This window comes from Paenibacillus albidus (assembly GCF_014644435.1).
GTDB lineage: Bacteria > Bacillota > Bacilli > Paenibacillales > Paenibacillaceae > Paenibacillus_AQ > Paenibacillus_AQ albidus.
Genome location: NZ_BMKR01000003.1, coordinates 131211 through 154533, shown reverse-complemented (window position 1 = coordinate 154533; position 23323 = coordinate 131211). Strand labels below are relative to the sequence as shown.

The following is a 23323-nucleotide window of genomic DNA, read 5'->3' as shown; positions in this document are numbered from 1 at the left end:
AACTGATGTATAAGTTGCATTATTGCTGGTGTAGGAGATATTTGGCGCGATGGTAGCAACAATAGAAACTAAAACACTACAAATAGTGAGTAGAAAAACCAATTTTCTTTTCATTTAATGTTTGCACCTCTCTGATTAGAATTTTGTATTTTTTCTGTGCCTGGTCAGATGCATATTCACGAAACTGCTCATACAATCCTATACATCTTAGCATAGCACTGTCAGAATTTATTTTAATAGATGATTCCAAACTTTCCAGAACTAAGGAAATACCCTTGTCAAATATCTTAGCGTTTAGATAATAGATTCCCAATTCAGCCAGTAAACGTGTGTAGCGTTCTGCGGTTACTTGGTGACTGATCCTTCCAATCTGATTTTGCATCCATTTGAAACCCAAATAGTCGTCAAAGAGCTCGAGAATATCATCTACATTGATATTGTATTTGTTTGCAGCAAGGATAATTTTACACAAACCCGGGAAGATTTCATTTTCTCTCGCTGCAATATAATCTACGTAATCTGGCAGTATTTCGACGTTACCATTTAAAAGCTGATACATGTATCGGTTGGCCTCAGCCCATTGGCTAAATTGATTGATCACGCCTTTTTCTATATCACTGGGTTCTTTAATCCAACTGTTTTCAGCATATAAAGATACATAATATAAAGCTTTTTCATAATTTCCATTCTCACGCCAAGCATTTGCTCGTGCTAAATAAGCATAAAGTATGTAGAAGATGAGCGGCTTCTTTAGTTTTTCTGAAAATCCGTCTTTAATGCTGTTTGTTTCGTAGTATATTGAAGCTTTGTGACCCATTTTCTCAGCCAGTTGTTCTACCTTATCCCATCGTTGAATTGAACCGTTCGCATTTATGAGTTCATTAAGCGCGTCTAACTGATAAGCTTCATCCAGACGCTCTACATAAGGCTCAAAGTGAACTGCGGCCAGCAGATTGACATTTTGGTCATCGCATAAACTGAGTGTGAACAATCGGTATTGGCATAACGCCAAACGCTCGGAATGCTGGGACTTCTCTCCTTCGGCTACTATCTTGTAGAGTATAGAGGCAGCCGTGTAGTGTCCCTTAATAAATAATTCTTCTGCCGTATTGAACAGTAAGGGCAAGTACATCAGATTGTCCATAATATGCCCAACAATGCGCTGAATGGCGTCCAGCTTGTCCAGTTCCGCGCACCGGTGCAGGAGCGGTCCAATCCGCCGCCAATCGGGAGATCCTTCAATTATGTAATTATCTATATATAAGTCATAGAAGTAACCCTCCGCAAGACCCATGGCTTCTGTGATACGGTCAAGCTGCTGCATTGCAATGGGACGGAGCCCATGTATTACGTTGCTAAGTGTTCCTGAATGAAGGCCAGACCGCTCAGCAAATTGTGTGATCGTCAAAGCTTCTTCCTTTAAGTAATGTCCAAGCTCAGCCAGAATCGTGGGTGCAGGTTCCAAATGATCGCCACCTTTCTCACTTGGCATTCATCAACAAAGGATACGCCAATGTGTATTATTATACAAAATATAACAGTGGTCGATAAACTAAACAAGTCCTAATTATGAATTAATTTCTAATTAATTAAATAAAAGGATATTGAGTTGCCACTACAGCAATAATCCTGTTTATTTTTGCGAAAAAAGGTGACATTGCTCATGTTCGGGCGGTAAAAACAGGTGTTAATATGAAGGCATTTCTAGCCTGCATATTATGTATAGAGGGGTGTTGTAAGGGGGAAGTCGCCTTGCTGCATTTACTCACTTTGTCGCTTTACAGTGACATATCAATTATTGCTGTTCGGCAGCGATCAGAAAGACTCGGAGGATGAGCGTATGGGAAAGGCAACAGGTTTTTTAGAATATCCGCGGCAGACACCATCAGAGTGTGAACCTTTGATGCGGATTAGGCACTGGAATGAATTCGCGCTGCAGATGGAGGAAGAGAAGCTGCAGGAACAGGGTGCACGCTGTATGGATTGTGGAACGCCGTTCTGCCATGTAGGACGCCTGTTGTCCGGGATGGCCTCCGGCTGTCCCCTGCACAACCTGATTCCGGAATGGAATGATATGGTCTACCGGGGCAATTGGGAGGTTGCACTCCGCCGTCTGCACAAGACCAATAACTTCCCTGAATTTACAGGGCGTGTGTGTCCGGCACCCTGCGAGGGAGCCTGTACTGTTGGCTTGCATGGCAAGCCGGTAACGATTAAATCGATTGAAAAGGCGATTGTGGACAGAGGTTTTGCCGAGGGCTGGATTGTTCCTGAGCCCCCGCTTGTGCGTACCGGCAAAAAAATCGCCGTAGTGGGTTCTGGTCCTGCAGGGCTAGCCTGTGCGGCCCAACTGAACAAGGCTGGCCACAGCGTAACCGTGTATGAACGTGCCGACCGGATCGGCGGTCTGTTGACTTATGGTATCCCGAACATGAAGCTGGATAAAAGCACAGTCCAGCGCCGGGTTGATCTGCTTGCTGCGGAAGGGGTAACATTTGTAACCCGAACGGAGATCGGGACAGATATCCCTTCCTCCCAGCTGAAGGCGGAACATGACGCGGTTGTTCTGTGCGGCGGGTCTACGCGGGCCCGGGAGCTGCCCGTGGAGGGGCGCGAACTGTCAGGCATTCATCAGGCGATGGAATTTCTGACGATGAATACCAAAAGCCTCATGGACTCCAATCTGGCTGACGGACAGTATCTGTCGGCTGCTGGCAAGGATGTGGTGGTTATCGGGGGCGGTGATACTGGCACGGACTGTGTGGCCACATCGATCCGGCATGGCTGTCACAGTGTGACCCAGCTTGAGATTATGCCGCAGGCTCCGCTAACCCGGGATCAGGGCAATCCTTGGCCGGAATGGCCAAAGGTACTCAAAGTTGATTACGGCCAGGAGGAAGCTGCTTCCTTATATCAGGAAGATCCGCGCCGCTATCTGGTATCGACGCAACGTTTTGCCGGCGATGAAGATGGGCGGGTTCAGGAGCTGCATACGGTCCGCATCGAATGGACCCGGAATGAGCAGGGGCGGATCGTTCCCGTTGAGGTTCCGGGCAGTGAGGAAGTGATTAAGGCGCAGCTGGTTTTGCTGGCATTGGGCTTCACTGGGCCAGAAGAGACGGTTCTGGATCAGCTCGGGGTGGAGCGCGACGAACGCGGGAATGCCAAAGCCGAGTTCGGAGTACAGGCCACCGCTGTGGAAGGGGTATTCACGGCAGGCGATATGCGCCGCGGCCAGAGTCTTGTGGTGTGGGCAATCGATGAAGGCCGTAAGGCTGCGCGCGAGGTAGACCGCTATCTGATGGGCTCATCGAATCTGCCCTGAACCGGGCAGCTGTACAAAGCAGACCAGACGGTACTCCGATAGCAGGTAGTCCTGCACAACAGCGCTTTTCCCGTTACCCGGAGAAGCGCTGTTTGCGTTGTTAAAGGGAGGGTAACCACTGATTTGGAGAAAGAACCTAAAAAGATTAAAATCGACTTATGGATATACATATCAAGGAGGGGACGACAGGCCATGAAGCTGATGTTTATTTCCGATATTCACGGATCACTGTACTGGCTGGATAAGGCTTTGGAACAATTGCAGGAGGAACAGCCCTCTCAGCTCATCATACTGGGGGATTTCATGTATCACGGGCCGAGGAACCCGCTCCCGGAGGGGTATGACCCGCAAGGGGTTGCCGACAGATTGAACGCTTATAACAAGACTAACCCGATTATTGCGGTACGCGGTAATTGTGATGCGGAAGTGGATCAGATGCTGCTGCAGTTCCCTATGATGGGCGATTATACGCTGCTTCTGCATGGAGGCAGACGGATTTATGCTACCCATGGGCATGGCTTCAGCATCGAGCGGCTGCCACAGCTTACAAAAGGCGATATCTTCATTCAGGGACACACCCATCTGCCAGTGGCCGATAAGAAAGAAGGCATTTATGTGCTGAATCCCGGGTCGATTTCGCTGCCAAAGGAAGGGAATCCGCATTCCTATGGCGTTCTGGTGGACGCCAAATTTACAGTTAAGGATTTCGAAGGCAATACCGTAAAAAGCATATCTTTGTAGTCCGCGATCTGGATAAAGGTATATTATGTCCTGCACCGAAGGGGCTTATCCGCCCAGCTGCTGTATGCTGAGACGGCGCGGCTTGCCGATATCACAGCAGCCACAAGGTCCATTCCCGGCTTCCGGCAGTGGGTCATGGATATGGCCGAGGCGGTCAGGGGCATACTGACCGCACAGAGCGGGGCAAATTCTGTTGTATTTAAGCTCAAGGCTTACATTGCCGACCGGCTGAACGAAGAACTAACCCGGGAGCAGCTGATCGCGACCAATAAGAGTATCAGTGAAGTCGCAGACGGGTTGGGATATGGGAATTTTTCTTATTTTGCCCGCCTCTTCCGTAAGGTGCACGGAGTCACTCCCCACGATTACCGTAAAAATGTAAGAAGCCGCGCCTGATCCCATTTCCAGAATGTTTCGTGAAGCGCAGCAATTGAGCACATGGGCATATTATTGTATGATGGGTAAGGAGCTTTGGATCAAGCAGCTCCAAATTTAACAGCAGAGGTAGCTAACGAATGTATCCTAAAGATTTAAACTATACAATGCCGCCCGAATGGGCCAAGCATGAGCGTACTTTTATCTCCTGGCCGGTGCAGGCATCGATGTGTTTCCCGGATAACCACGAATCTGTGTGCCAGGGATATACCGATATTATCAAGGCGATGGCCGAATTCGAGCCGGTCACGGTCGTTGTGAACCCGGACGAACTGGAGTCCGTCCAGAAGCTTGTAGGCGGACCGAACGTGGAACTGCTGCCGATTGAGCACAGCGACGCCTGGCTGCGGGACAACGGCCCTACCTTTGTTGTGAACCCGTCCGGTGGACTGGCAGGCGTAAACTGGAAGTTCAACGCCTGGGGCGGCAAATATTCGCCATGGGATCTGGATGACGAGGTTGCACCTCAGATTCTGGAACATGTACAAGTGAAACGGTTCGACGCACCGCTTGTCATGGAAGGCGGTTCGATCCATACGGATGGAGAGGGAACGCTACTCACGACCGAAGAATGCCTGCTGAACGCAAACCGCAACCCGGACCTGAGCCGGACCGAGATCGAGGAGCAGGTACGCCGGTATACAGGTACAGAGTCGATCATCTGGCTTAAGCGCGGGTTAAGCGGCGACGAGACCGATGGCCATGTCGACAATATCGCTTGCTTCGCAGCACCCGGCAAGGTGATCATTCAGGTCTGCGAGGACCCGCAGGATGAGAATTATGAGATTACGGCCGAGAATCTGGCCATTCTGGAGCAGGCTACGGATGCCAGGGGCCGGAAGCTGGAGATTATCAAGATCCAGCAGCCGCCGCGCGTCGATGGAGAAGACGGCCGGCTGACCCTCAGCTATCTGAACTTCTATTTCGTGAACGGCGGCATTATTCTGCCGGTCTTCGGCGGAACCGCTGCGGCAACGGACAAGCTTGCCGAGCAGGTGCTGGCTGAAGTCTTCCCTGACCGCAGAATCCGCACAGTGAGCGGCATGGCGGTCATAACCGAAGGCGGCAACGTGCATTGCACCACCCAGCAAATGCCTGCCGGCAACTAGCAATATATACAGCATAGGGAATTTATAACTAAGGAGGACAGACACTTGAGAAAAGTAAAAGTAGCTGCGACGCAAATGAGCTGTTCCAGCAACATTGAGGAGAATATCAGCAAAGCCGAGGTTTTAGTTAGGGAAGCGGCGGCCCAGGGCGCGCAAATTATTTTGCTCCAGGAGCTGTTCGAGACCCCGTATTTCTGCCAAAAGGAGAAATCCGATTATTACGAGTATGCGACGGAACTGGAGCAGAATAAAGCTGTGAATCATTTCCGGGCTATCGCCAAAGAGCTGCAGGTTGTGCTGCCGATCAGCTTTTATGAGAAAAAGAACTATGCACGCTATAATTCGCTCGCGGTAATAGATGCCGACGGCACCGTGCTGGGTAAATACCGCAAAAGTCATATCCCGGATGGCCCGGGTTATGAAGAGAAATTCTATTTCAATCCGGGAGACACCGGGTTTAAAGTGTGGAACACACGGTATGCAAAGATTGGCGTCGGCGTCTGCTGGGACCAGTGGTACCCGGAAGCGGCAAGAGTGATGAGCCTGATGGGGGCGGAGATCCTGTTCTATCCGACAGCCATCGGTTCTGAGCCGCAGGACGGCTCCATTGATTCCAAGGATCACTGGCAGACCTGTATGCTTGGCCATGCGGCTGCGAACCTGATTCCTGTCGTTGCCTCCAACCGGATTGGTGAGGAGATCGATGAGGATTCCAGTATTAACTTCTACGGTTCCTCCTTTATCGCCGGTCCTCAAGGGAATAAGATCGTGGAGGCCGGGCGCGATGAGCAGACGGTGCTCGTCAGCGAGTTTGACCTGGATGCGCTGGAAGTGGGCAGAATTGAATGGGGAATTTTCCGTGATCGCCGGCCCGAGCTGTACCGGCTGATTGCTTCCTATGATGGGGATTTAACGTTTTGACAATAGCTGAATAACGGGTACCGACAAAGAAGGATATCTTCCTCGTCGGTACCTTTTTTTGTGTTGTACCCGGGCTGGCGGAGGATATTATAGAAAACTATCTTTATAAAATAGGAATGAAAAACAAGAATGATGGGAATATGATAGAGTAACAAGGAGCAAATGTTGTATATAATTTCATTAGCGCTGTTGCTGATAGCTGGCGGCAGGTTTAATGAGACGCATGAGGCCTTGGGTGCTGCGGAAATCGGGCAAAGTAGAATATTGTGATTTAATCGGGTATATTAGAAGAGTAACCTAAATCAGGAAGAATCACGTCGATATTTGTAAAGCGGACAGAGAGGAGGCTCAGGGGTATCTTTTGATTATCATAATTCATAATGATAGAAGGAGAATACAATGAGCACATTTAAAAACTGGTTGAATACCACCAAAAACGGACTGAACGAACAAGTTAAGAAATTCAAAAATAAAGATTTTATGAATGCGGTAGTTGCGGGCTGTGCCCTGGTAGCGGCTGCCGACGGTAAAATTGAGGAAGCTGAAAAGAACAAAATGGCGGGCTACATGAACCTCAGCAATGAGCTCAAGGTATTCGACATGAGAGACGTCATTGCCCAGTTCAATACTTATGTCGCCAATTTTGATTTCTCGCCGGAGATCGGCAAGCAGGAAGCGCTGAAGGCCATCTCCAAATTCAACAACAAACCTGAGGTTGGACGCCTGATTATAGCAGTCTGCTCTGCGATTGGTGCGGCTGACGGCGATTTCGATGAGAATGAGAAGGCTGTAGTACGGAATATTTGCAGTGTGCTCGGATTGAACCCTAGCGAATTCAGTCTATAGTACAGTCAGAGTATTAAATCTGCAAACCGGTTGAAACGCATTGGCTTCTTCTTCGTATCACTGGTAGAGCATTTAATACTAGACTTACAGACTGTGATTATTGTGAATGGAGGTTTGCAAACGGTGGCTGGAATTAATCTGGTAAAAGGTCAGAAGATTGATTTAACAAAAGGCAATGCAGGACTTTCCAAAGTAATCGTTGGTTTGGGCTGGGACCCGGTAGAGGCTTCCCGCGGGTTCTTCGGCGTCAAGAAGCAGGCGAATATCGACTGTGACGCTTCCGCATTGATGCTTAATGAGAATGGCAAGCTGGCGAAGAAGGGCAACCTGGTATGCTTCCATAACAAGCAGAGCCCTTGCAATTCCGTCGTTCATTCCGGAGACAACCTTACGGGTCAAGGGGATGGCGATGATGAGCAAATTCAGGTTAATCTGAGCGCGATTCCGGCCGATGTTCACAAGGTTCTGGTTGTGGTCAATATTTATGACGCCGTCAACCGCAAACAGGATTTCGGGATGATCAAATCTGCCTATATTCGGGTGATGAACGCTGCCGGCAACAGCGAATTAATTAAATTCAACTTGTCGGACAATTACACAGGTTTTACGGCATTAATTTGCGGGGAGTTGTACCGCCAGGGCGGAGAATGGAAATTTGCCGCTATCGGCGAAGGCAGCCACGCAGCACATATCAATGAATTGGCAGAACGCTACATCTAAACCAAATCCTAATTTAAAGAAAAGAGGTTGTACACATGGCAATTAACTTATCCAAAGGTCAAAAAATCGATTTAACGAAAACAAATCCGGGTCTATCCAAAATCACTGTAGGTCTGGGTTGGGATACCAATAAATACGATGGCGGCAAGGATTTCGACTTGGACGTATCCGTATTCCTGGCCAATGCCAACGGTAAAGTGGACAAAGAAACCAACTTCATTTATTTCAATAACAAACAAAACGAAAATGCTTCCGTTGTTCACACCGGAGACAACCGTACAGGCGAAGGCGATGGGGACGATGAGCAAATCCAAATCGACCTGCAGAACATTCCTGCGGATGTAGACAAGGTTGCTTTTACCATTACGATCTATGAAGCAGAAGCCAGAAGCCAGAACTTTGGACAAGTCTCCCGTTCTTATGTACGTATCGTGAATGATGCAAACAGTGAAGAACTGATCCGTTTTGACCTGGGAGAGGACTTCTCTATTGAAACTGGTGTGGTTGTCGGCGAATTGTACCGTAACGGCGCGGAGTGGAAGTTCAACGCTATCGGCAGCGGCTACAAAGACGGCCTGAGCGGTTTGACCCGCGATTACGGTTTGCAATAAATCCTGAAATAAGACTTTATTCAGAAAGAGGGTTTAGGGCGTGACAATCAGTCTTTCCAAAGGACAGCGGATTGATCTAACCAAGACCAATCCGGGTCTGACTAAGGTAGTAGTGGGGTTGGGCTGGGATACGAATAAATACAGCGGCGGCCAGGACTTTGACCTCGATGCATCGGCATTTCTGCTGTATGAGGACGGCAAGGCCAAAGGCGCCGATGACTTTGTATTCTATAACAATCCCTCGGGTGGTTCAGGTTCCGTAATCCATGCGGGAGATAACCGTACCGGTGAAGGTGACGGGGATGATGAAAAGATCGATCTGGATTTCAGCAAAGTCCCCGCTAACATCCAGCGCATCGGAATTACGGTAACTATTTATGATTACGAAACGCGTGCACAGAACTTCGGACAAGTCTCCAATGCCTTTGTGCGTGTCGTAGATGCTTCGAGTGACCGTGAAATCCTGCGTTATGATCTTGGGGAGGATTTCTCTACAGAAACGGCTGTGGTTTTCTGTGAATTTTACCGCCATGGTGCGGATTGGAAGTTTCAGGCAGTGGGCAGCGGTTTCGCCGGCGGTCTGAGTGCTTTGTGCAGAAACTATGGACTGGACGCGCAATAGTGTCCTGTGGGCGGGGTCATTGCCGATCCTGCCCTTTTTCTAAAGAAAGCTATGAATCCCCGCAAAGAGCCGGATGCTGCCCGTGAAATACAGACTCCACTTTGTGGGGTTTTTCAGAATTTCTACAGGAAACGGATGCCTGAAGCGATACCTTGTATCGCGGTCCCCATGAAGCCCAAGCTTCTGTGAGGAAGGGTGTGACCGTTTCTTCTTGTCTTTCTACTCCATGAACAAGAGGTGGTGTGACGAATGAGTATTGAGCTTGTGAAGGGACAAAAGGCGGATTTGACCAAAGGAAATCCGGGTCTTAACCGTCTGACCGTGGAGATTGGCTGGCAGGCACCGTCTTCACTTGAGATTGACACCTCTGCTTTTCTGCTGGGTGCACAAGGGAAAGTGAGCAAAGATGATGATTTGATCTTTTACAATAACCCCTCCACTTCTTATATCAGATATAAGGATGTCCAGGGCTCAACCGGTCTCAGGCAATTTGAGGTTGAACTCGACAAGATCCCTTCCGATATGATGAAAATCGCCTTTTCGCTGACCATCTACGACGGGGAGAAGCGGGGGCAAAGCTTTGGACAGGTAAGCCAGGCTTTTTTCCGTATTGTTAATCAGGCCACCGGTTCGGAAATCCTCCGCTGTAATCTGGGGAATCAATTCTCTGTGGAAACAGCCGTTGTGGCAGGCGAATTATACAGGTATGGAGCAGAGTGGAAGTTCAGCGCGATTGCAGCTGGTTTCTCGGGCGGACTCAAGGCGCTTTGCGGCAACTTCGGAATCGAAGTGGAGGATAGCCCTCCCGCTTCACCGCCTGCGCCGCAGCGCGCGCCGGAGCCGGCTCCGATTCCTGTGAGCGAGCCCAAAATTCAAATCCCGCCTCCTCCGGCAAGGCGTGAAGAGGCTCCGCCCGCACCCCTTGCGAACCTTAATCTGAAGAAGATTGAGCTTAAAAAGAAAGGCGATTCCATCAACCTCAAGAAATCTGCCGGCGGATTGGGTGAGCTGTCGATTAACCTGAACTGGAATCAGAAGCAGGGCGGATTTTTTGGACGTAAAAATGGGGTCGATCTGGATCTGGCCTGTCTGTACGAGCTGAACGATGGCAGCAAAGGCGTCGTGCAGGCGCTGGGCAATGCCTTCGGTTCGTTGAATCAGCCGCCATTCATTCAGCTGGATGGCGATGACCGGACCGGGACAGTCACTACCGGTGAGAATCTGCGTATCAATGGGGCAAGAGTGGCCGAGATTAAGCGGATTCTGATTTTTGCATTTATTTATAAAGGGGTTACCAACTGGTCCGAAGCCGATGGTGTTGTCACCATTAAGCAGGCCGGCGGGCCGGATATTATTGTGAACCTGGACGAGCATAACAACCGCAAGGGAATGTGCGCAATCGCCCTGTTCCGCAATGTGGACAATGAGACGTTCAGTATCGAACGTCTGGTGCAGTACTTCAGCGGTCACAAGGAGATCGATGAGGCTTATGGCTGGGGACTGCGCTGGGTAGCAGGCAGCAAATAATTTATATTAGCGGAGGCGCAATGTTTAATGGACTGGTTTAGTGATTTTTTCAGGAGTATTAGTGAGAATTACGGTCATTTCTTCTCGTGGAGCGATGTGATGGCAACACTCTCCGACCCGGTCAGCTGGGGCATTATCGGAAGCCTGGTCTTGCTGGAAGGTCTGCTATCTGCGGATAATGCGTTAGTCCTTGCGGTAATGGTTAAGCATTTGCCGAAGGAGCAGCAGAAGAAGGCTTTATTCTATGGGATTTTAGGAGCTTATATATTCAGGTTTCTGGCCATCGGTTTGGGTACATTCCTGATTAAATTTACTTTAGTTAAAGTTCTTGGAGCGCTTTACCTCTTTTATATCGCGTATAAAGGATTATTCAAGGGCAGTGAGGAAGAACACACAGAGAACAAAGGGACCTCCTTTTGGAAGACGGTGCTGCTTGTTGAGTTAATGGATATTGCTTTCAGTATCGACAGTGTGGTTGCTGCCTTTGGTCTGAGTGACGAAGTTTGGGTCCTGTTCCTCGGGGGTATCCTCGGCGTATTGATGATGCGCGGTGTGGCGCAGGTATTCCTGAAGCTCATTGACAAATTTCCGGAACTGGAGCAAAGTGCGTTTCTGCTGATTGCTATTATTGCCGGTAAAATGCTGGCGGGTGCGTTCGGATACGAGCTGTCACACGCGATATTCTTTACCATTCTGATTGCCGTCTTTGTGGGAACCATGTTGTACAGTGCCGGACGCAAGAAAAAAGAGGCCAAAAAGAATTCTTAATGCAAGATGCAAACACCCTTATCTTCGGGTAATCATACATGTTCTATCAGCGTAGGCCTTTGCTTGTTATGGAGAGAAGACGGCTGTTGTTTCGTCAGTGGAACGCACCGGATCCACGATTCTCTTTAAGGAGGTCTGCGCTTGCTTTTGTTTCGCTTCGCAAATCGATAAGGGGGAAGGGCCTTGAGATACTTCGATTACCTGACCAACGAACAAGAACAATCTTTATTCTATTCTCCGCCGATTTCATTTGATCATACTATTAGCAAGGAACTGCTGGCTTACGCGGTAGGAGCTGCCCTGTATATGCCGGCTACCCGCCCCACTGTTGCTGAAGATATTGTGAAGCTTGCAAGCTCCGGTCTGGTTACGGTCATTATTGATCTGGAAGATGCGATTGGTGATGGTGAAGTGAATGTTGCGGAACAATCCATTGTCAGGCATCTGGCTTACCTGGCCGCTTATGCAGAGAATGAAGCCGGGGGAGAACGCGCTTTGCCGCTTCTTTTTATTCGGGTGAGGAATCCGGAGCAGCTGCAGCAGTTGATTTTTCAACTGGGCTCTTTAATTACGATGCTGACCGGGTTTGTTTTCCCGAAATTCTCGGTAGAGAACGGTGTGGAATATTTTGAAGCCATTGCCGATTATAACAGCTCGCGCGGCTATGGAGCGCCGGTTTTGTATGGAATGCCGATCCTGGAGAGTGCTCCGATTATTTTCCGGGAAAGCCGTGTAGAGAGCCTCATGTCCATCAAGGGTTTGCTTGGGGAGTACCGTGACTATGTGCTGAATGTCAGAATAGGCGCCACTGATTTCTCAAGCCTGTTCGGGCTGCGCCGCAGTCCCGATATCAGCATTTATGATCTGACACCGATCCGGGACTGCATGGCGGATATCATTAATATTTTTGGGCGGATGGATGAAGGGTACGTCATCTCGGGTCCGGTGTGGGAATATTTTGCGAACAAAGGGCATCGGGTGCTTCGCCCCCAGCTGCGCCAGACTCCTTTTGAGGATACCTATGGCAAAAACGGCCGTCACCTCCGCAACAACTACATCTCCAGCAGTATGGACGGACTTATTCGTGAAGTGATTCTGGATAAAGAGAACGGCATTGTGGGCAAAACCATTATTCATCCTTCCCACCTTCGGCCTGTTCAGGCCCTGTATACGGTGATGCATGAGGAATACGTTGACGCAATGGGCATCGTAGAGAGCAATGATGGCAGCCGCGGCGTGTTCAAAAGTGAATATTACAACAAGATGAATGAAATCAAGCCGCATTTGAATTGGGCGAAACGTATTTTACTACGATCTCAAATATACGGGGTGTTACATGAACAACAGCATTTTGTCGGATTATTACCCGAAAACGAATATACACACGTTTAATATCGTGGAGAACCTGCAGGTCACGGTAACCGAGACAGCGAATCCCTTTCATATGCCGGTTGAATCCCTGTTCTCCATGGCTGCCCGCATTAACAAGAAACGTTCCTTTTTATTCGTGAGCAAGGTGCTTGGAAAACATATTCCCGTTAATCCGTACACCCCGCTGTTAAGCGGAGCGGCACTAGGCCTGCTGCTGTATCAAGAGCTGAACCGTGACGGGGAAGCCGCCCAGGGATGGATGGAGGAGCTGCTGAATAAAGCCGTGCAGGGTCTGATTCACCCGGAGCAAGCGGAGGATGCTTATCATGCTCTGCTGGCGGCCCGGCTGACTCTGCCAAGTCCGGTGATCTTTATCGGCTTTGCCGAGACGGCGACTGCCTTGGGCCACAGTATGTACAACATCTTTGCCGGGGGTGCCTCATATATTCATACTACCCGTGAGGATATTCCTGATCTTGAATCGGTTGTGAGCTTCGAAGAAGAGCATTCGCATGCAGTGGATCATCTCTGTTATGCCTTGGACCGCGGATTATTATCAGGGAGCGAGCCGATTATACTGGTAGATGATGAGATTACGACGGGCAATACGGCCGTAAATACCATCCGTGACATCCAGTCCAAATTCCCGCGGCAGGAATACGTGGTTGCCTCCCTCCTCGACTGGAGAACCGGCAAGAATATTGAGGTCTATCAGGAACTTGAACAGGAGCTGGGGATTCGGATCCGATCGCTATGCTTGCTACAAGGCAGTATAGAAGTACAGGGGACCCCGCTTCTCCATGCCCAAGAGGATGTTGCCCGCTTAGCCTCGGCGGCCGAGGTTCCAGTCGTGGTTACGCATGTCCGGGATGAACTGGAACGGCTGCCGGTTACCTCAAAGGATTCCTATGGAGAGATCAACGGGTCTCCTTATGTGAAATGCAGCGGCCGCTTTGGCATAGTGTCGCAGGACAACACTCTGATAGATCAAGCAGTTACGCGGATTGCAGCTAAGCTGCGCAGTCAACGCGAGGGCCCGAGGGCGCTGGTGATGGGTGTTGGGGAATTCATGTACCTGCCGATGCGGATTGCAGCCGGAATGGGGGATGGCATCTCCTATCAATCCACCACCCGCAGTCCGATTCATCCTGAGCGCAGGCCCGACTATGGTGTACATAGTGCGGCGGCCTATCCGTCAGCAGGTGATCCTGAGATTACGAACTTTATCTATAATGTAGAACCGGGCCAATATGATGAAATCTTCGTTCTGTTGGAGCGGGAAGTGCCGCCTGAGCGGATTAAGCCGATGACGGATATCCTGCAAAAACTGGCAGGACGGAAGGTACATCTTATTGTCCTCACATCCGAAGATTCAGGAAATGGAGGTGCCGGCGATTGAGCGGAATCCGTACGGAAGAAATCATGAACAAGAGAATCACTCCCCCGGTACGGCTGGGCAGCTATCCTCCGGCTGATGTAACCTTCCTGCTGAAGGATCTCAGCAGAGTCTCCCTGGAACGGGCAACGGAAGAGCGGGAACGGGCTATCCAGTCCGGGGTGCATTATTCCGAGATGCTTCCGGTAGAATACCAGCCTACCGCCCAGTATATTGAGTTGTTCCATGAAACGCTGCAGCAATCGGCGGGCAAAGTAGCGCTGGCGGTGGCAGTGGTCTCCGAGATCATTGTCGCCCGCAGGGGCAAAGGGGCTGTGCTGGTCTCGCTGGCCAGAGCGGGAACGCCGATAGGTGTATTAATCAGACGTTATATTGCAGAAATATACGGCTGGGAATTTCCGCATTACAGCATTTCTATTATCCGGGGCAAGGGCATTGACGAGAATGCGATTCTTTATATCCTGCAGCAGCATGGACAGGATGCCGATCTGCAGTTTATCGACGGCTGGACGGGAAAGGGAGCGATCCGCAAGGTGCTTATCGAAGCCTGTGACCGTCTTCACCGGAAATATGGCATTCGGCTGAATGACGATCTGGCTGTGCTGGCTGACCCGGGGCACTGCTCAGGCACTTTCGGGACCCGGGAGGACTATCTGATCCCGAGCGCCTGTCTGAATTCAACGGTCTCCGGGCTGATGAGCCGCACCGTGCTGCGGGATGATCTGATTGGGCCGGATGAATTCCATGGTGCCAAATTCTATAAGGAATGGCTGGATACGGACCAGTCCAATGTCTTTATTGACAGTATCTCCCCCTACTTCGCCGGTGCTGCGGCTGAGGCCCGGAGGTCTGCTATGGATATGCTCGATTCCCCGCCGGAGATTACCTGGCAAGGGCTGCGCGATATTCAGAATATCCAACAGACCTTTGGCATTGAGGATATTAATCTGGTCAAGCCCGGTGTCGGTGAAACTACCCGGGTGCTGCTGCGGAGAGTACCCTGGAAAATTCTTGTCGATACTATGGATAATCCGAATTTGCGGCATATTCTGCTGCTTGCCGAGGACCGTGGTGTACCGGTAGAAGTATTCCCCGGGATGACTTACTCCTGCTGCGGAATCATCAAACCGCTGAAAGGGGAAAGCGAATGATCTATGCCAGCGATTTGGACCGTACGCTGATTTATTCTCTCGGTGCCCTTGGGGTCTCCGAGGATTCACCAGGATTGATCCCGGCTGAGGTTATAGACGGCAGGACGGTATCGTATATCTCTGAGCAGGCCCTGTCCCTGCTCAAGGCGTTGACGGCAAGCAACAGCATTATTTTTATGCCGGTGACGACACGTACTATACAGCAGTATCAACGAATTAATCTGTTCCAGGAGACGGTAATTCCTGATTATGCCATTACGAGCAACGGCGGGAATATTCTGGTTAACGGAGTAGTGGACACAAGCTGGAGAGCGGCGGTTGGCAAGCTGGTGGAGAGCGGCTCGGCTGCGGCTGAGGAAGTGAGAGCACGGGTCAGGTCGGTTGTGCGGGAAGAATGGATTATCAGTGAACGGTATTGCGATGAGCTGTTTTACACTTATGTGGTTCACCGTGATCTGCTGCCACTCGATGAAATTAATCAACTGGCCGAACGGCTGGACAGTTTAGGCTGGAAAGTCTCTCTCCAGGGGCGCAAGCTGTATGTTGTGCCTGCGGCAGTCAACAAAAGCGATGCCATTATTCATGTACGCCGTACAGTCCAGTCGGAGCCCCTGGTGGCTTCGGGGGATTCGCTGCTGGATAAGAGTCTTTTGGAGAGTGCCGATTATGCGATCGCTCCTTGCCATGGGGAGATATTTGCCGAGCAGCAGAGTGGTCTTGTACAATTGAAGTATCCCTTTACCGCACAGGCGGGCGTATTTGCCGCTGATGAGATTATGCAGTATGTGCACATGACTTACAACAATCTAGCCTTATTGGGAGTGGTCCATAAGTGAAAAAGGTAAATATATACTTCAACCGCTGGTTTTCCGTAGCTTTTCATTATATGAATCTTATCCGCAATAACGAAGATGGCGTCCCTGTGCAGATCTTCGCTACACATCCCGATATCAACCATATGTCGCTGCAAGGGGCTGATGTTGCCGGGACGGAGCCTGCGCTGGAAGGGATTGAATACGTTCACTTTTGCGTAGACTTTTGCCGCCGGAATGAGATTGATATCTTTATTCCGAGACTGCACATGCTGGACATTGCTTTGCATGCCGCTTTGTTTGATGCGATCGGGACGAAGCTTCTGGTCTGCCGGGATCTGGACCTGCTGGAGACGATTATGGATAAGGGCAAGTTCTACGAAAGTGTCGCGGGCAAAGGAATTATGACGATTCCCGATTATCATGTGGTCCGGACGGCCGAGCAATTCAGGGAAGCCTATCAGGATCTGGCCGCCAAAGGCCACCGTGTCTGCTTCAAGCCCACTGAAACGGAGGGCGGCCTCGGCTTCCGCATTATAGATAATGGCCGCAGTCCTCTGAAGGAGCTGTTCGGCCATGTAACTCCGCTGATCTCCTTTGACGAGGCGTATCATATTCTATCCACAGTCCCATCCTTCCCGGACTTGATGGTAATGGAGCTGCTGGAAGGGTTTGAGTACAGCATAGATTGTCTGGCGGATGAGAATGGCAAGCTGCTCGCAGCCGTTCCGCGCCGTAAGGCCGGGGGCAGACTGCGGCTCATGGAGCATATCCCTGAGCTGGAGGATATTGCGCTGAAGGTGGCCGAGACCTACCGCATCCCGTTTAATTTTAACATTCAAATGAAATATAGCGGAGATACCCCCAAGCTGCTGGAGATCAATCCCCGGATGTCCGGAGGATTGCATATCTCTTGTCTGTCGGGTATTAACTTTCCGTATCTGGCGGTCAAAAGCGCCCTCGGCGGCGAGGTCCAGCCTGCCGAATTCGCTCATGATGTATTGGCCAGCCATGTAGAGCAGCCGTTGATCATGAAAATAAACGGCCAATCCGTCATCCCGGATGCCGTGAATTGAGCGTCAAGAAATACGCTCACAAGAGGTGAGAATAATTTCTTATAAATTAAAAATATTGTTGTATGCTGCCGTTGGTTACGCCGCTGCTGTATTGACAAGTCCTATTCTGCCGGAGATGATCTCGCTGCTGTTCCCGCTGGCGGGTGCGGTTGTCGGTCTGTTCGGCAAGCGGGACTCCGGTACCAACCTGCCTCCAGAGGTGCTGCCTGTGCGGCAAGAGCCGCCCCGTGTTGCTTCTCCGGACGCTTCCGGAAATGGGGGCAGGGAGCTGAATCTGAATGGTGCCAGCTCCGCTGCAGATGTTCCTGCAGTTCAGGGCCCTGCCGGAGCTGCCGGGGCCGCCCGGGAGATTGGCCCGGAGTTCGCTCCGGTGGTGGAGTACCTGAGCATTCTGGAGGATATGATTATTTCCGAAGGCCGCAAGGATACGCTGGATAATGAGATTGTAGAGAAGTCACTGGCTTTATTCGCCCGGCTGCAGCGTATTATCCCGCTGCTTCAGGAGCTGAATAACGGAGAGATTAATCATACGGTCCGCCGGTTGATTCTGAAGGATCTGAACGGTGTGATCAATCCGTTCCTGCGGCTTGGCGGCGAAGCGAAGACCAAGAACCGGAGAATGCTGCTGAACGGCTTGCGTGATGTCGATACCAAAATATCGGATATTGCCTCAACGATCGAGCATAAAGATTTGATGGAGCTTCAGACTAAGGCCGAGCTGATTCATCAGCGATACAGCAGTTCCGAATTATAGGAGGGAAGCCCATGTCCACACAATTAATCCAATTGAAAAAAGAGGATGAACAGAAGGTGGTTCAAGAAGCCTCGCAGCTGATTGAGCAGGTGGCCAAGACCGATACGGTTACGCTGGATTCTTTAATGGATGAGATCGGCAAGCTTGGCGTGAAGACACAGGAGAAAGCGGGGCAAACCTTGAAGCTGCTGGATCGCCCGGTGAATGATCTGATGTCCGGCAAACGCGTGGAAGTGCCGAATATGATTATGAAGCTGCGCAATGAATGCGAGGATTTGCAGCAGAGCAAGAATGTGAGCTTTTTTGGCAAAATCCTGCGTAAAAGCCCGCTCAAGAACTACGTCTACAAGTATCAGTCCGTCCGTACCAATATCGATGCCATTATAGCCGGTCTGCGGGATGGCAGAGATACGCTGGAGGAGAGCATTGTGAACATGCGCCAGCTGAAACGGACCTCCATGGAGGAGATCTACAACCTCCAGACGAAGATCGCCTTCGGCAACAAGCTGAAGGAAATGTTCGAGGTGGAGATTGCCAAACCCGAGAATGAACTGCGCAAAACATATTTGGAGCGTGGCCTGCGTAAGGTTATGGTTCGCATCCAGTCCATGACAGAGATGATCCTGCTCTATAACCAGGCGATTGCCGCTACAGATATCATTAACGATAATAACGACAAGCTGATTGACTCCGTGAACAATGCGATCGACAAGACTTCCAACCTGATCACGGTCTCTGCGATGATAGCCATGTCGCTCGCCGATCAGGAGAATGTGATCTCTGCGGTCGAAGCGACCAACAAGACCATAGAGGACCAGTTCAAGGAGAACGCCCGATTGCTCCGCACTACCACGGAGAAGACCACGGAACTGCTCTCCAAACCTTCCATGTCGCTCGAATCGGTGAACCAGGCTATCGGCGATCTGCTGAGTGCCCTGGATACATCGGAGCAGTCCAACCGCCGGATTATTGAGAGCTGCCAGGACTATACCACCAAAATGACCGCAATCAATACGCAGCTGAACAACCGTCTGGGCCTGAATGAAGGGGACAAACCGGCGGCGCTCAAGGAAGCCGAGGCTTCCAATGGAATTAGCAGTTTTTTGAATTAACAGAGAGAACGAGAGAGTCTGTCCCATAAATGGATTACTCTTATTCTAAAAACTGTAAAAAGACAGCAGAGCAGCGATTCCTTCGTTACCCGTAGAATCGCTGCTTTCGCGTTTTTGTTCATTTACAGCTTGATTTAGCAGTTGATGGGCAAGCGAAAGCCATCCAACCTCGAACGTCACTTTTTCCATCCCTCAAAGCAGAAATCTGCGAAATCCCCGGTTGTTCATCAGTTGCCGAACCTGTTGTCTATAACGCAAGCTCTAAAGACTCACAGAGCCTCCCAGTTGCCATTAGATTCCGGCATTAGCGGACATTCCTGGCCATCGTTACTTCGGTAATGGCGTTGGCGCAATTCATAACCGCTGTCTACTCTAAGCCTTTGGTTTGACTGCATTTTGTGCATCGGAACGCAGGCAAACCCGACTTTTTTTCGATTTCGCTGCATTTTGTGCATCAGGAAAGGCAGAGCGGGCCTGTATTTCTATATTTTCTATGTTTCCGATGTACAAAATACATCAGAATGGACTTTCGAGCCCCTCCCGGAGCGATTTGACTGCACTAAATACATTGGAGCGGACAGCTGGACAAACTGGCTGCCCGCTCTATGCCGACACCAAAACCGAAACCGCCTGCTCTGCCCATTCATAAAGCCTCTCCTCCGCACATAAGTTGTCACAAGACTACATCTGGAGGAAGAGAGGATAGGCATATGATTCTGGGAGGTTTGATACTTGTGCTTATCATCGTAGCCAGCAGTGAAAAGGCGGAAGCTATCGTGGAACTGAATGAGGGCAAACCTTAGCAGTAGCAGCCGGGCATTGTTCTTCTAATACCCCCAATCGTCAAGTGTTTTAGGGATGATCCGTGGATTGTTTCAATTTTTAGCGTTTTTTTGGGTAATAATAACCAAGATGTTGTACAATCAACATTATAAAATGCTGGAAATATTATATTTCAAACACGGAGGGTATATGGAGAACGAAGCACTTCTGCAGGTGGAAAAATTAGCGCTCAAGAAACAGAAGATCTTTCGGCAAAGTGCGTTTCGCTATATTGCCAGGGCCATGCTGGCCAGTATGTTCATCGGCTTCGGTGTCATCGTAGCGTTTAAGACGGGTAATTTCTTTTACATGGAGCACTCTCCGATGACGTATCCCATGGCTGCCATTACGTTCGGTGCGGCCATTATTCTGATTTCATACGGTGGCGGGGACCTGTTTACCGGGGATACCTTCTATTACACCTACGCTGCGTTAAGACGGAAGATGCGCTGGCCTGAGGTGATTCGGATGTGGGCAACCAGCTATGTCGGCAATATTCTCGGGGCTGCGGCATTTGCATTGCTGATCTTTCTGACCGGATTATTTTATGACTCGAATGTAAACGGCTTTTTGCTGGATGTGGTCGCCCATAAAATGGAGGCCCCGGCCATTCAATTGTTTTTCCGCGCGATTCTGTGTAATTGGCTGGTGTGTCTGGCCTTTTTCGTTCCCATGTCGATGAAAGGCGACGGAGCGAAGATGTTCGCGATGGTCTTGTTTGTATTCTGCTTCTTTATCTCCGGATATGAACACAGTATTGCCAATATGTGCACGTTCGCGATTGCGCTGGTGCTCGATCATCCCGGAACCATCTCCTGGGGTGGGGTGGTGCATAACCTTGTACCGGTAACGCTCGGCAATCTGATTGGCGGAGGGGTTCTGATGGGCGTCATGTACCATTACGTGAACAAACCTTTTTTGGATGAGGAGCAGCATTAACCTATGCGTTTGAACCCTAAGACTTCACCCCGGAAGGGGTGGAGTTTTTTTGTTGATATAAGCTTGTATATACGATATACGATATCCTTCATTCTATGGAAGGAATCCACCGCAGAAAGTAGAATACATAAATAGTGTTAAAAAATTGAAATATTAAAGAAGAGATAAAAGGGGGTACAAAGATGGAACGAATAATGGTGACCCCGACTGATGAGATGATCATCAGAGACTCAAAAGAGAAATGTATCAGGCAAGGGATCGACCCGGAGCAGCCGCCTGTTTTTGTGAAACGTTACACCAAGAGCGAGCTGAAGGTCCAATTAAACAAATATAGTGAGGTTATCGAGGTCATTGATTTTTTTGTGAATAAATTCCTTTCTTCGGTGACGGGCAACCCGATTCTGATTGCTATTTCCAATGATGAGGGATATTTGCTGGCATTCAAAGGTGATCCAACCATTATTGATATTGTCAGACAGGTCGGTATAAAAGAAGGGGTTCAGCTTAGCGATGAGGTAGGCACCAATGCCATCTCTTTATGTCTTTCGCATCAAAGGCCCTTTCAGCTGGTAGGGGAGGATCATTATCATCAAATTCTGCATCATCTGGTCTGCTGCACTGCTCCTTTTTATAAAGATGAGGGGCGACAGCTGCTGGGCAGCCTTTCATTTATGACCGATCTTGAAGTGGCTCATCCCCACTTGCTTCCTTTGCTGTGTACGATAGCGGACTCCATTGAACGTGAGCTCCTGCTGCGGCAGGGGAATGCCCAGTTGCGGCTTCTGAACCAAATTCTCCTGGAGACCAATTATCTGGGTGTGATGATTACGGATGAGCTCGGAACCATTGTGAACATCAACGAAAACAGTGTGAAGATGCTCCGTCTGGAGCGGGAATTGCCCAGACCTTTATTAGGAAGCAGTGTCTTTAAGCTGAAGGATATCGGCTCTTATTTTGAGCGGGTGATTATGCTGCAAGAGGAATGCACCGGCAGGGAGATTGTTCTGGAGCGGCAGGGTTCTGTGGAGTATTTCATGCTTGACGTAGTGCCTGTCTATGATGTCAGGGGTTCGCTTTCCCGGGTGATCGGCAGCTTGCGCAATATCACGGAGATGAAAAGAACGGAAGAAGTGCTGCGCAATACGGAAAAGCTGGTGTTCTCGGGACAGCTGGCCATGAGTATTGCCCATGAGATCAGGAATCCGCTGACCACGGTCAAGGGAATGCTGCAGTTATCCCACAAAAATTCGCAGCTGCAGCATTATGACCTCATTATGTCCGAGGTGGAGCGGATGAACCTGATTGTGGGGGAATTCCTAATCCTGGGCAAACCGCAAGCAGTTCAATGCAAAGCGGAGCGCTGTGGAGCTATATTGCAGGAAGTGGTCAGCATTTTTGAATTTCAAGCCCGGATGAACAATATAACCATCAACCGGGAGATTCGGCAGGACTATGAGATTGAATGTGACCGCAACCAAATCAAGCAGGTGTTTCTGAATCTGTTACGAAATGCAATGGAGGCTATCCCGTTTGGCGGAGAGATTGAGATCGTGCTGGAGGTGCAGGAGGGCTTCCAGGTTGTATCGTTCACAGACAACGGAGAAGGAATGAGTCCCGAAGTGCTGCAAAAAATAGGGGAGCCCTTTCACACCACCAGATTTAACGGGAATGGCCTTGGCATGATGATTGTCAAAAGGATTGTATCCAGCCATAGAGGGCAGGTAGGTATTACCAGCAAGCTTGGCGAAGGGACCGTTGTGGAGATCTGTCTTCCGCTGGCTTAAAAAAGCATAGACTAGCGCGGCGGCAGGGTCCAGTACATGGAGGCCTGGTCGCCAAGCGTACCTTCGAGCTGACCGCCTTCTTTGCGCCAATATTCCATCCCGCCGAGCATTTCCTTGACCCTGTAGCCCTGTGCGGCCAGCCTCGCGGCGGCCTTGGCGGCTCCGTTGCAGGTGGGTCCCCAGCAATACAGGACCAGGAGGTTCTCGCGGGATAATGCCGGAGCAGAAGGATGCTGCTGTCCGGAGGGAAGGGACACGGCTCCAGGCAGATGGGCCTCCTCATAGGAGCGGGCGTCACGGACATCAACCAGGGTAAAGCCTGTAATTCCTTCGCGCAGATCTACTGCCACATCGGCCACATCGGTCTCATATCGGCCTTTGGCCAGGAAATAATGTGCGGCCTCTTCGGGGGCGGCTGCCGGTGTGCCAAGTACTTGGGATCTGGGTTTGAACTTCATCGTTATTCCTCCTTCGCTTCTCT

The 23323-nt window shown here is 50.0% G+C and carries 23 protein-coding genes; 20 read left to right on the top strand and 3 right to left on the bottom strand.

Annotation, left to right across the window (positions count from 1 at the left end):
* Positions 1 to 76: 76 nt before the first annotated feature.
* A complete protein-coding gene (locus tag IEY53_RS04130) occupies positions 77 to 1465 on the bottom strand; it encodes a helix-turn-helix domain-containing protein (protein ID WP_189022342.1) in 1389 nt (462 codons plus the stop codon).
* 375 nt (positions 1466 to 1840) lie between these two features.
* On the opposite strand from IEY53_RS04130, the gene IEY53_RS04125 reads away from it, so the two are divergent.
* The 18 genes from IEY53_RS04125 (at position 1841) to IEY53_RS04040 (ending at position 19297) form a co-directional block, all read left to right on the top strand.
* Positions 1841 to 3325, top strand: coding sequence for a glutamate synthase subunit beta (locus tag IEY53_RS04125; protein ID WP_189022341.1), 1485 nt, complete (start codon positions 1841 to 1843; stop codon positions 3323 to 3325).
* Between the two features lie 192 nt (positions 3326 to 3517).
* Positions 3518 to 4066 carry a phosphodiesterase gene (yfcE, locus tag IEY53_RS04120; RefSeq protein ID WP_189022340.1) on the top strand — a complete coding sequence of 183 codons (549 nt, stop codon included), beginning with the start codon at positions 3518 to 3520 and terminating at the stop codon, positions 4064 to 4066.
* Positions 4067 to 4201: 135 nt separating this feature from the next.
* Entirely contained in the window at positions 4202 to 4462 is a 261-nt protein-coding gene (locus IEY53_RS04115; protein ID WP_189022339.1) for a helix-turn-helix domain-containing protein, read from the top strand.
* A gap of 119 nt (positions 4463 to 4581) precedes the next feature.
* Entirely contained in the window at positions 4582 to 5610 is a 1029-nt protein-coding gene (locus IEY53_RS04110; RefSeq protein ID WP_189022338.1) for an agmatine deiminase family protein, read from the top strand.
* A gap of 45 nt (positions 5611 to 5655) precedes the next feature.
* Entirely contained in the window at positions 5656 to 6531 is an 876-nt protein-coding gene (gene aguB, locus IEY53_RS04105; protein WP_189022337.1) for an N-carbamoylputrescine amidase, read from the top strand.
* 399 nt (positions 6532 to 6930) lie between these two features.
* A complete protein-coding gene (locus IEY53_RS04100; protein ID WP_189022336.1) occupies positions 6931 to 7377 on the top strand; it encodes a tellurite resistance TerB family protein in 447 nt (148 codons plus the stop codon).
* Positions 7378 to 7500: 123 nt separating this feature from the next.
* On the top strand, positions 7501 to 8097 hold the full coding sequence (locus tag IEY53_RS04095) for a TerD family protein (protein WP_189022335.1): 597 nt from the start codon (positions 7501 to 7503) through the stop codon (positions 8095 to 8097).
* Between the two features lie 35 nt (positions 8098 to 8132).
* On the top strand, positions 8133 to 8708 hold the full coding sequence (locus IEY53_RS04090; protein ID WP_189022334.1) for a TerD family protein: 576 nt from the start codon (positions 8133 to 8135) through the stop codon (positions 8706 to 8708).
* 40 nt (positions 8709 to 8748) lie between these two features.
* Positions 8749 to 9330 (top strand): TerD family protein, encoded by a 582-nt coding sequence (locus IEY53_RS04085; RefSeq protein WP_189022333.1) that lies wholly within the window; start codon positions 8749 to 8751, stop codon positions 9328 to 9330.
* 249 nt (positions 9331 to 9579) lie between these two features.
* A complete protein-coding gene (locus IEY53_RS04080; protein ID WP_189022332.1) occupies positions 9580 to 10857 on the top strand; it encodes a TerD family protein in 1278 nt (425 codons plus the stop codon).
* Positions 10858 to 10884: 27 nt separating this feature from the next.
* The gene (locus IEY53_RS04075) at positions 10885 to 11625 is read left to right on the top strand and encodes a TerC family protein (protein ID WP_189022331.1); all 741 of its coding nucleotides are present in this window, start codon (positions 10885 to 10887) and stop codon (positions 11623 to 11625) included.
* Positions 11626 to 11808: 183 nt separating this feature from the next.
* Positions 11809 to 13017: an HpcH/HpaI aldolase/citrate lyase family protein gene (locus tag IEY53_RS04070; RefSeq protein ID WP_189022330.1), complete on the top strand. Its 1209-nt coding sequence runs from the start codon at positions 11809 to 11811 to the stop codon at positions 13015 to 13017.
* Positions 13018 to 13093: 76 nt separating this feature from the next.
* Positions 13094 to 14395: a phosphoribosyltransferase family protein gene (locus IEY53_RS04065; protein ID WP_189022597.1), complete on the top strand. Its 1302-nt coding sequence runs from the start codon at positions 13094 to 13096 to the stop codon at positions 14393 to 14395.
* A gap of 23 nt (positions 14396 to 14418) precedes the next feature.
* Positions 14419 to 15543, top strand: coding sequence for a cysteine protease StiP family protein (locus tag IEY53_RS04060; RefSeq protein WP_189022595.1), 1125 nt, complete (start codon positions 14419 to 14421; stop codon positions 15541 to 15543).
* On the top strand, positions 15540 to 16379 hold the full coding sequence (locus tag IEY53_RS04055; protein ID WP_189022329.1) for an HAD family hydrolase: 840 nt from the start codon (positions 15540 to 15542) through the stop codon (positions 16377 to 16379). Before IEY53_RS04060 ends, IEY53_RS04055 begins: the two co-directional genes overlap by 4 nt.
* A complete protein-coding gene (locus IEY53_RS04050) occupies positions 16376 to 17431 on the top strand; it encodes an ATP-grasp domain-containing protein (RefSeq protein ID WP_189022328.1) in 1056 nt (351 codons plus the stop codon). Before IEY53_RS04055 ends, IEY53_RS04050 begins: the two co-directional genes overlap by 4 nt.
* Positions 17432 to 17456: 25 nt before the next feature.
* A complete protein-coding gene (locus IEY53_RS04045; RefSeq protein ID WP_373293793.1) occupies positions 17457 to 18185 on the top strand; it encodes a hypothetical protein in 729 nt (242 codons plus the stop codon).
* Between the two features lie 11 nt (positions 18186 to 18196).
* Complete coding sequence (locus tag IEY53_RS04040) at positions 18197 to 19297, top strand: toxic anion resistance protein (RefSeq protein ID WP_189022327.1); 1101 nt, start codon at positions 18197 to 18199, stop codon at positions 19295 to 19297.
* Positions 19298 to 19342: 45 nt separating this feature from the next.
* Here IEY53_RS04040 and IEY53_RS04035 read toward each other — a convergent pair whose 3' ends face one another.
* Entirely contained in the window at positions 19343 to 19486 is a 144-nt protein-coding gene (locus tag IEY53_RS04035) for a hypothetical protein (protein WP_189022326.1), read from the bottom strand.
* Positions 19487 to 20269: 783 nt separating this feature from the next.
* Between IEY53_RS04035 and IEY53_RS04030 the strand changes: the two genes are divergently transcribed.
* On the top strand, positions 20270 to 21058 hold the full coding sequence (locus IEY53_RS04030; protein WP_189022591.1) for a formate/nitrite transporter family protein: 789 nt from the start codon (positions 20270 to 20272) through the stop codon (positions 21056 to 21058).
* Positions 21059 to 21240: 182 nt separating this feature from the next.
* Positions 21241 to 22842: an ATP-binding protein gene (locus IEY53_RS04025; RefSeq protein WP_189022325.1), complete on the top strand. Its 1602-nt coding sequence runs from the start codon at positions 21241 to 21243 to the stop codon at positions 22840 to 22842.
* An 11-nt stretch (positions 22843 to 22853) separates the two neighbouring features.
* Here the strand turns inward: IEY53_RS04025 and IEY53_RS04020 are convergent, their stop codons facing one another.
* Positions 22854 to 23300, bottom strand: coding sequence for a rhodanese-like domain-containing protein (locus tag IEY53_RS04020; protein WP_189022324.1), 447 nt, complete (start codon positions 23298 to 23300; stop codon positions 22854 to 22856).
* Positions 23301 to 23323 lie beyond the last annotated feature (23 nt).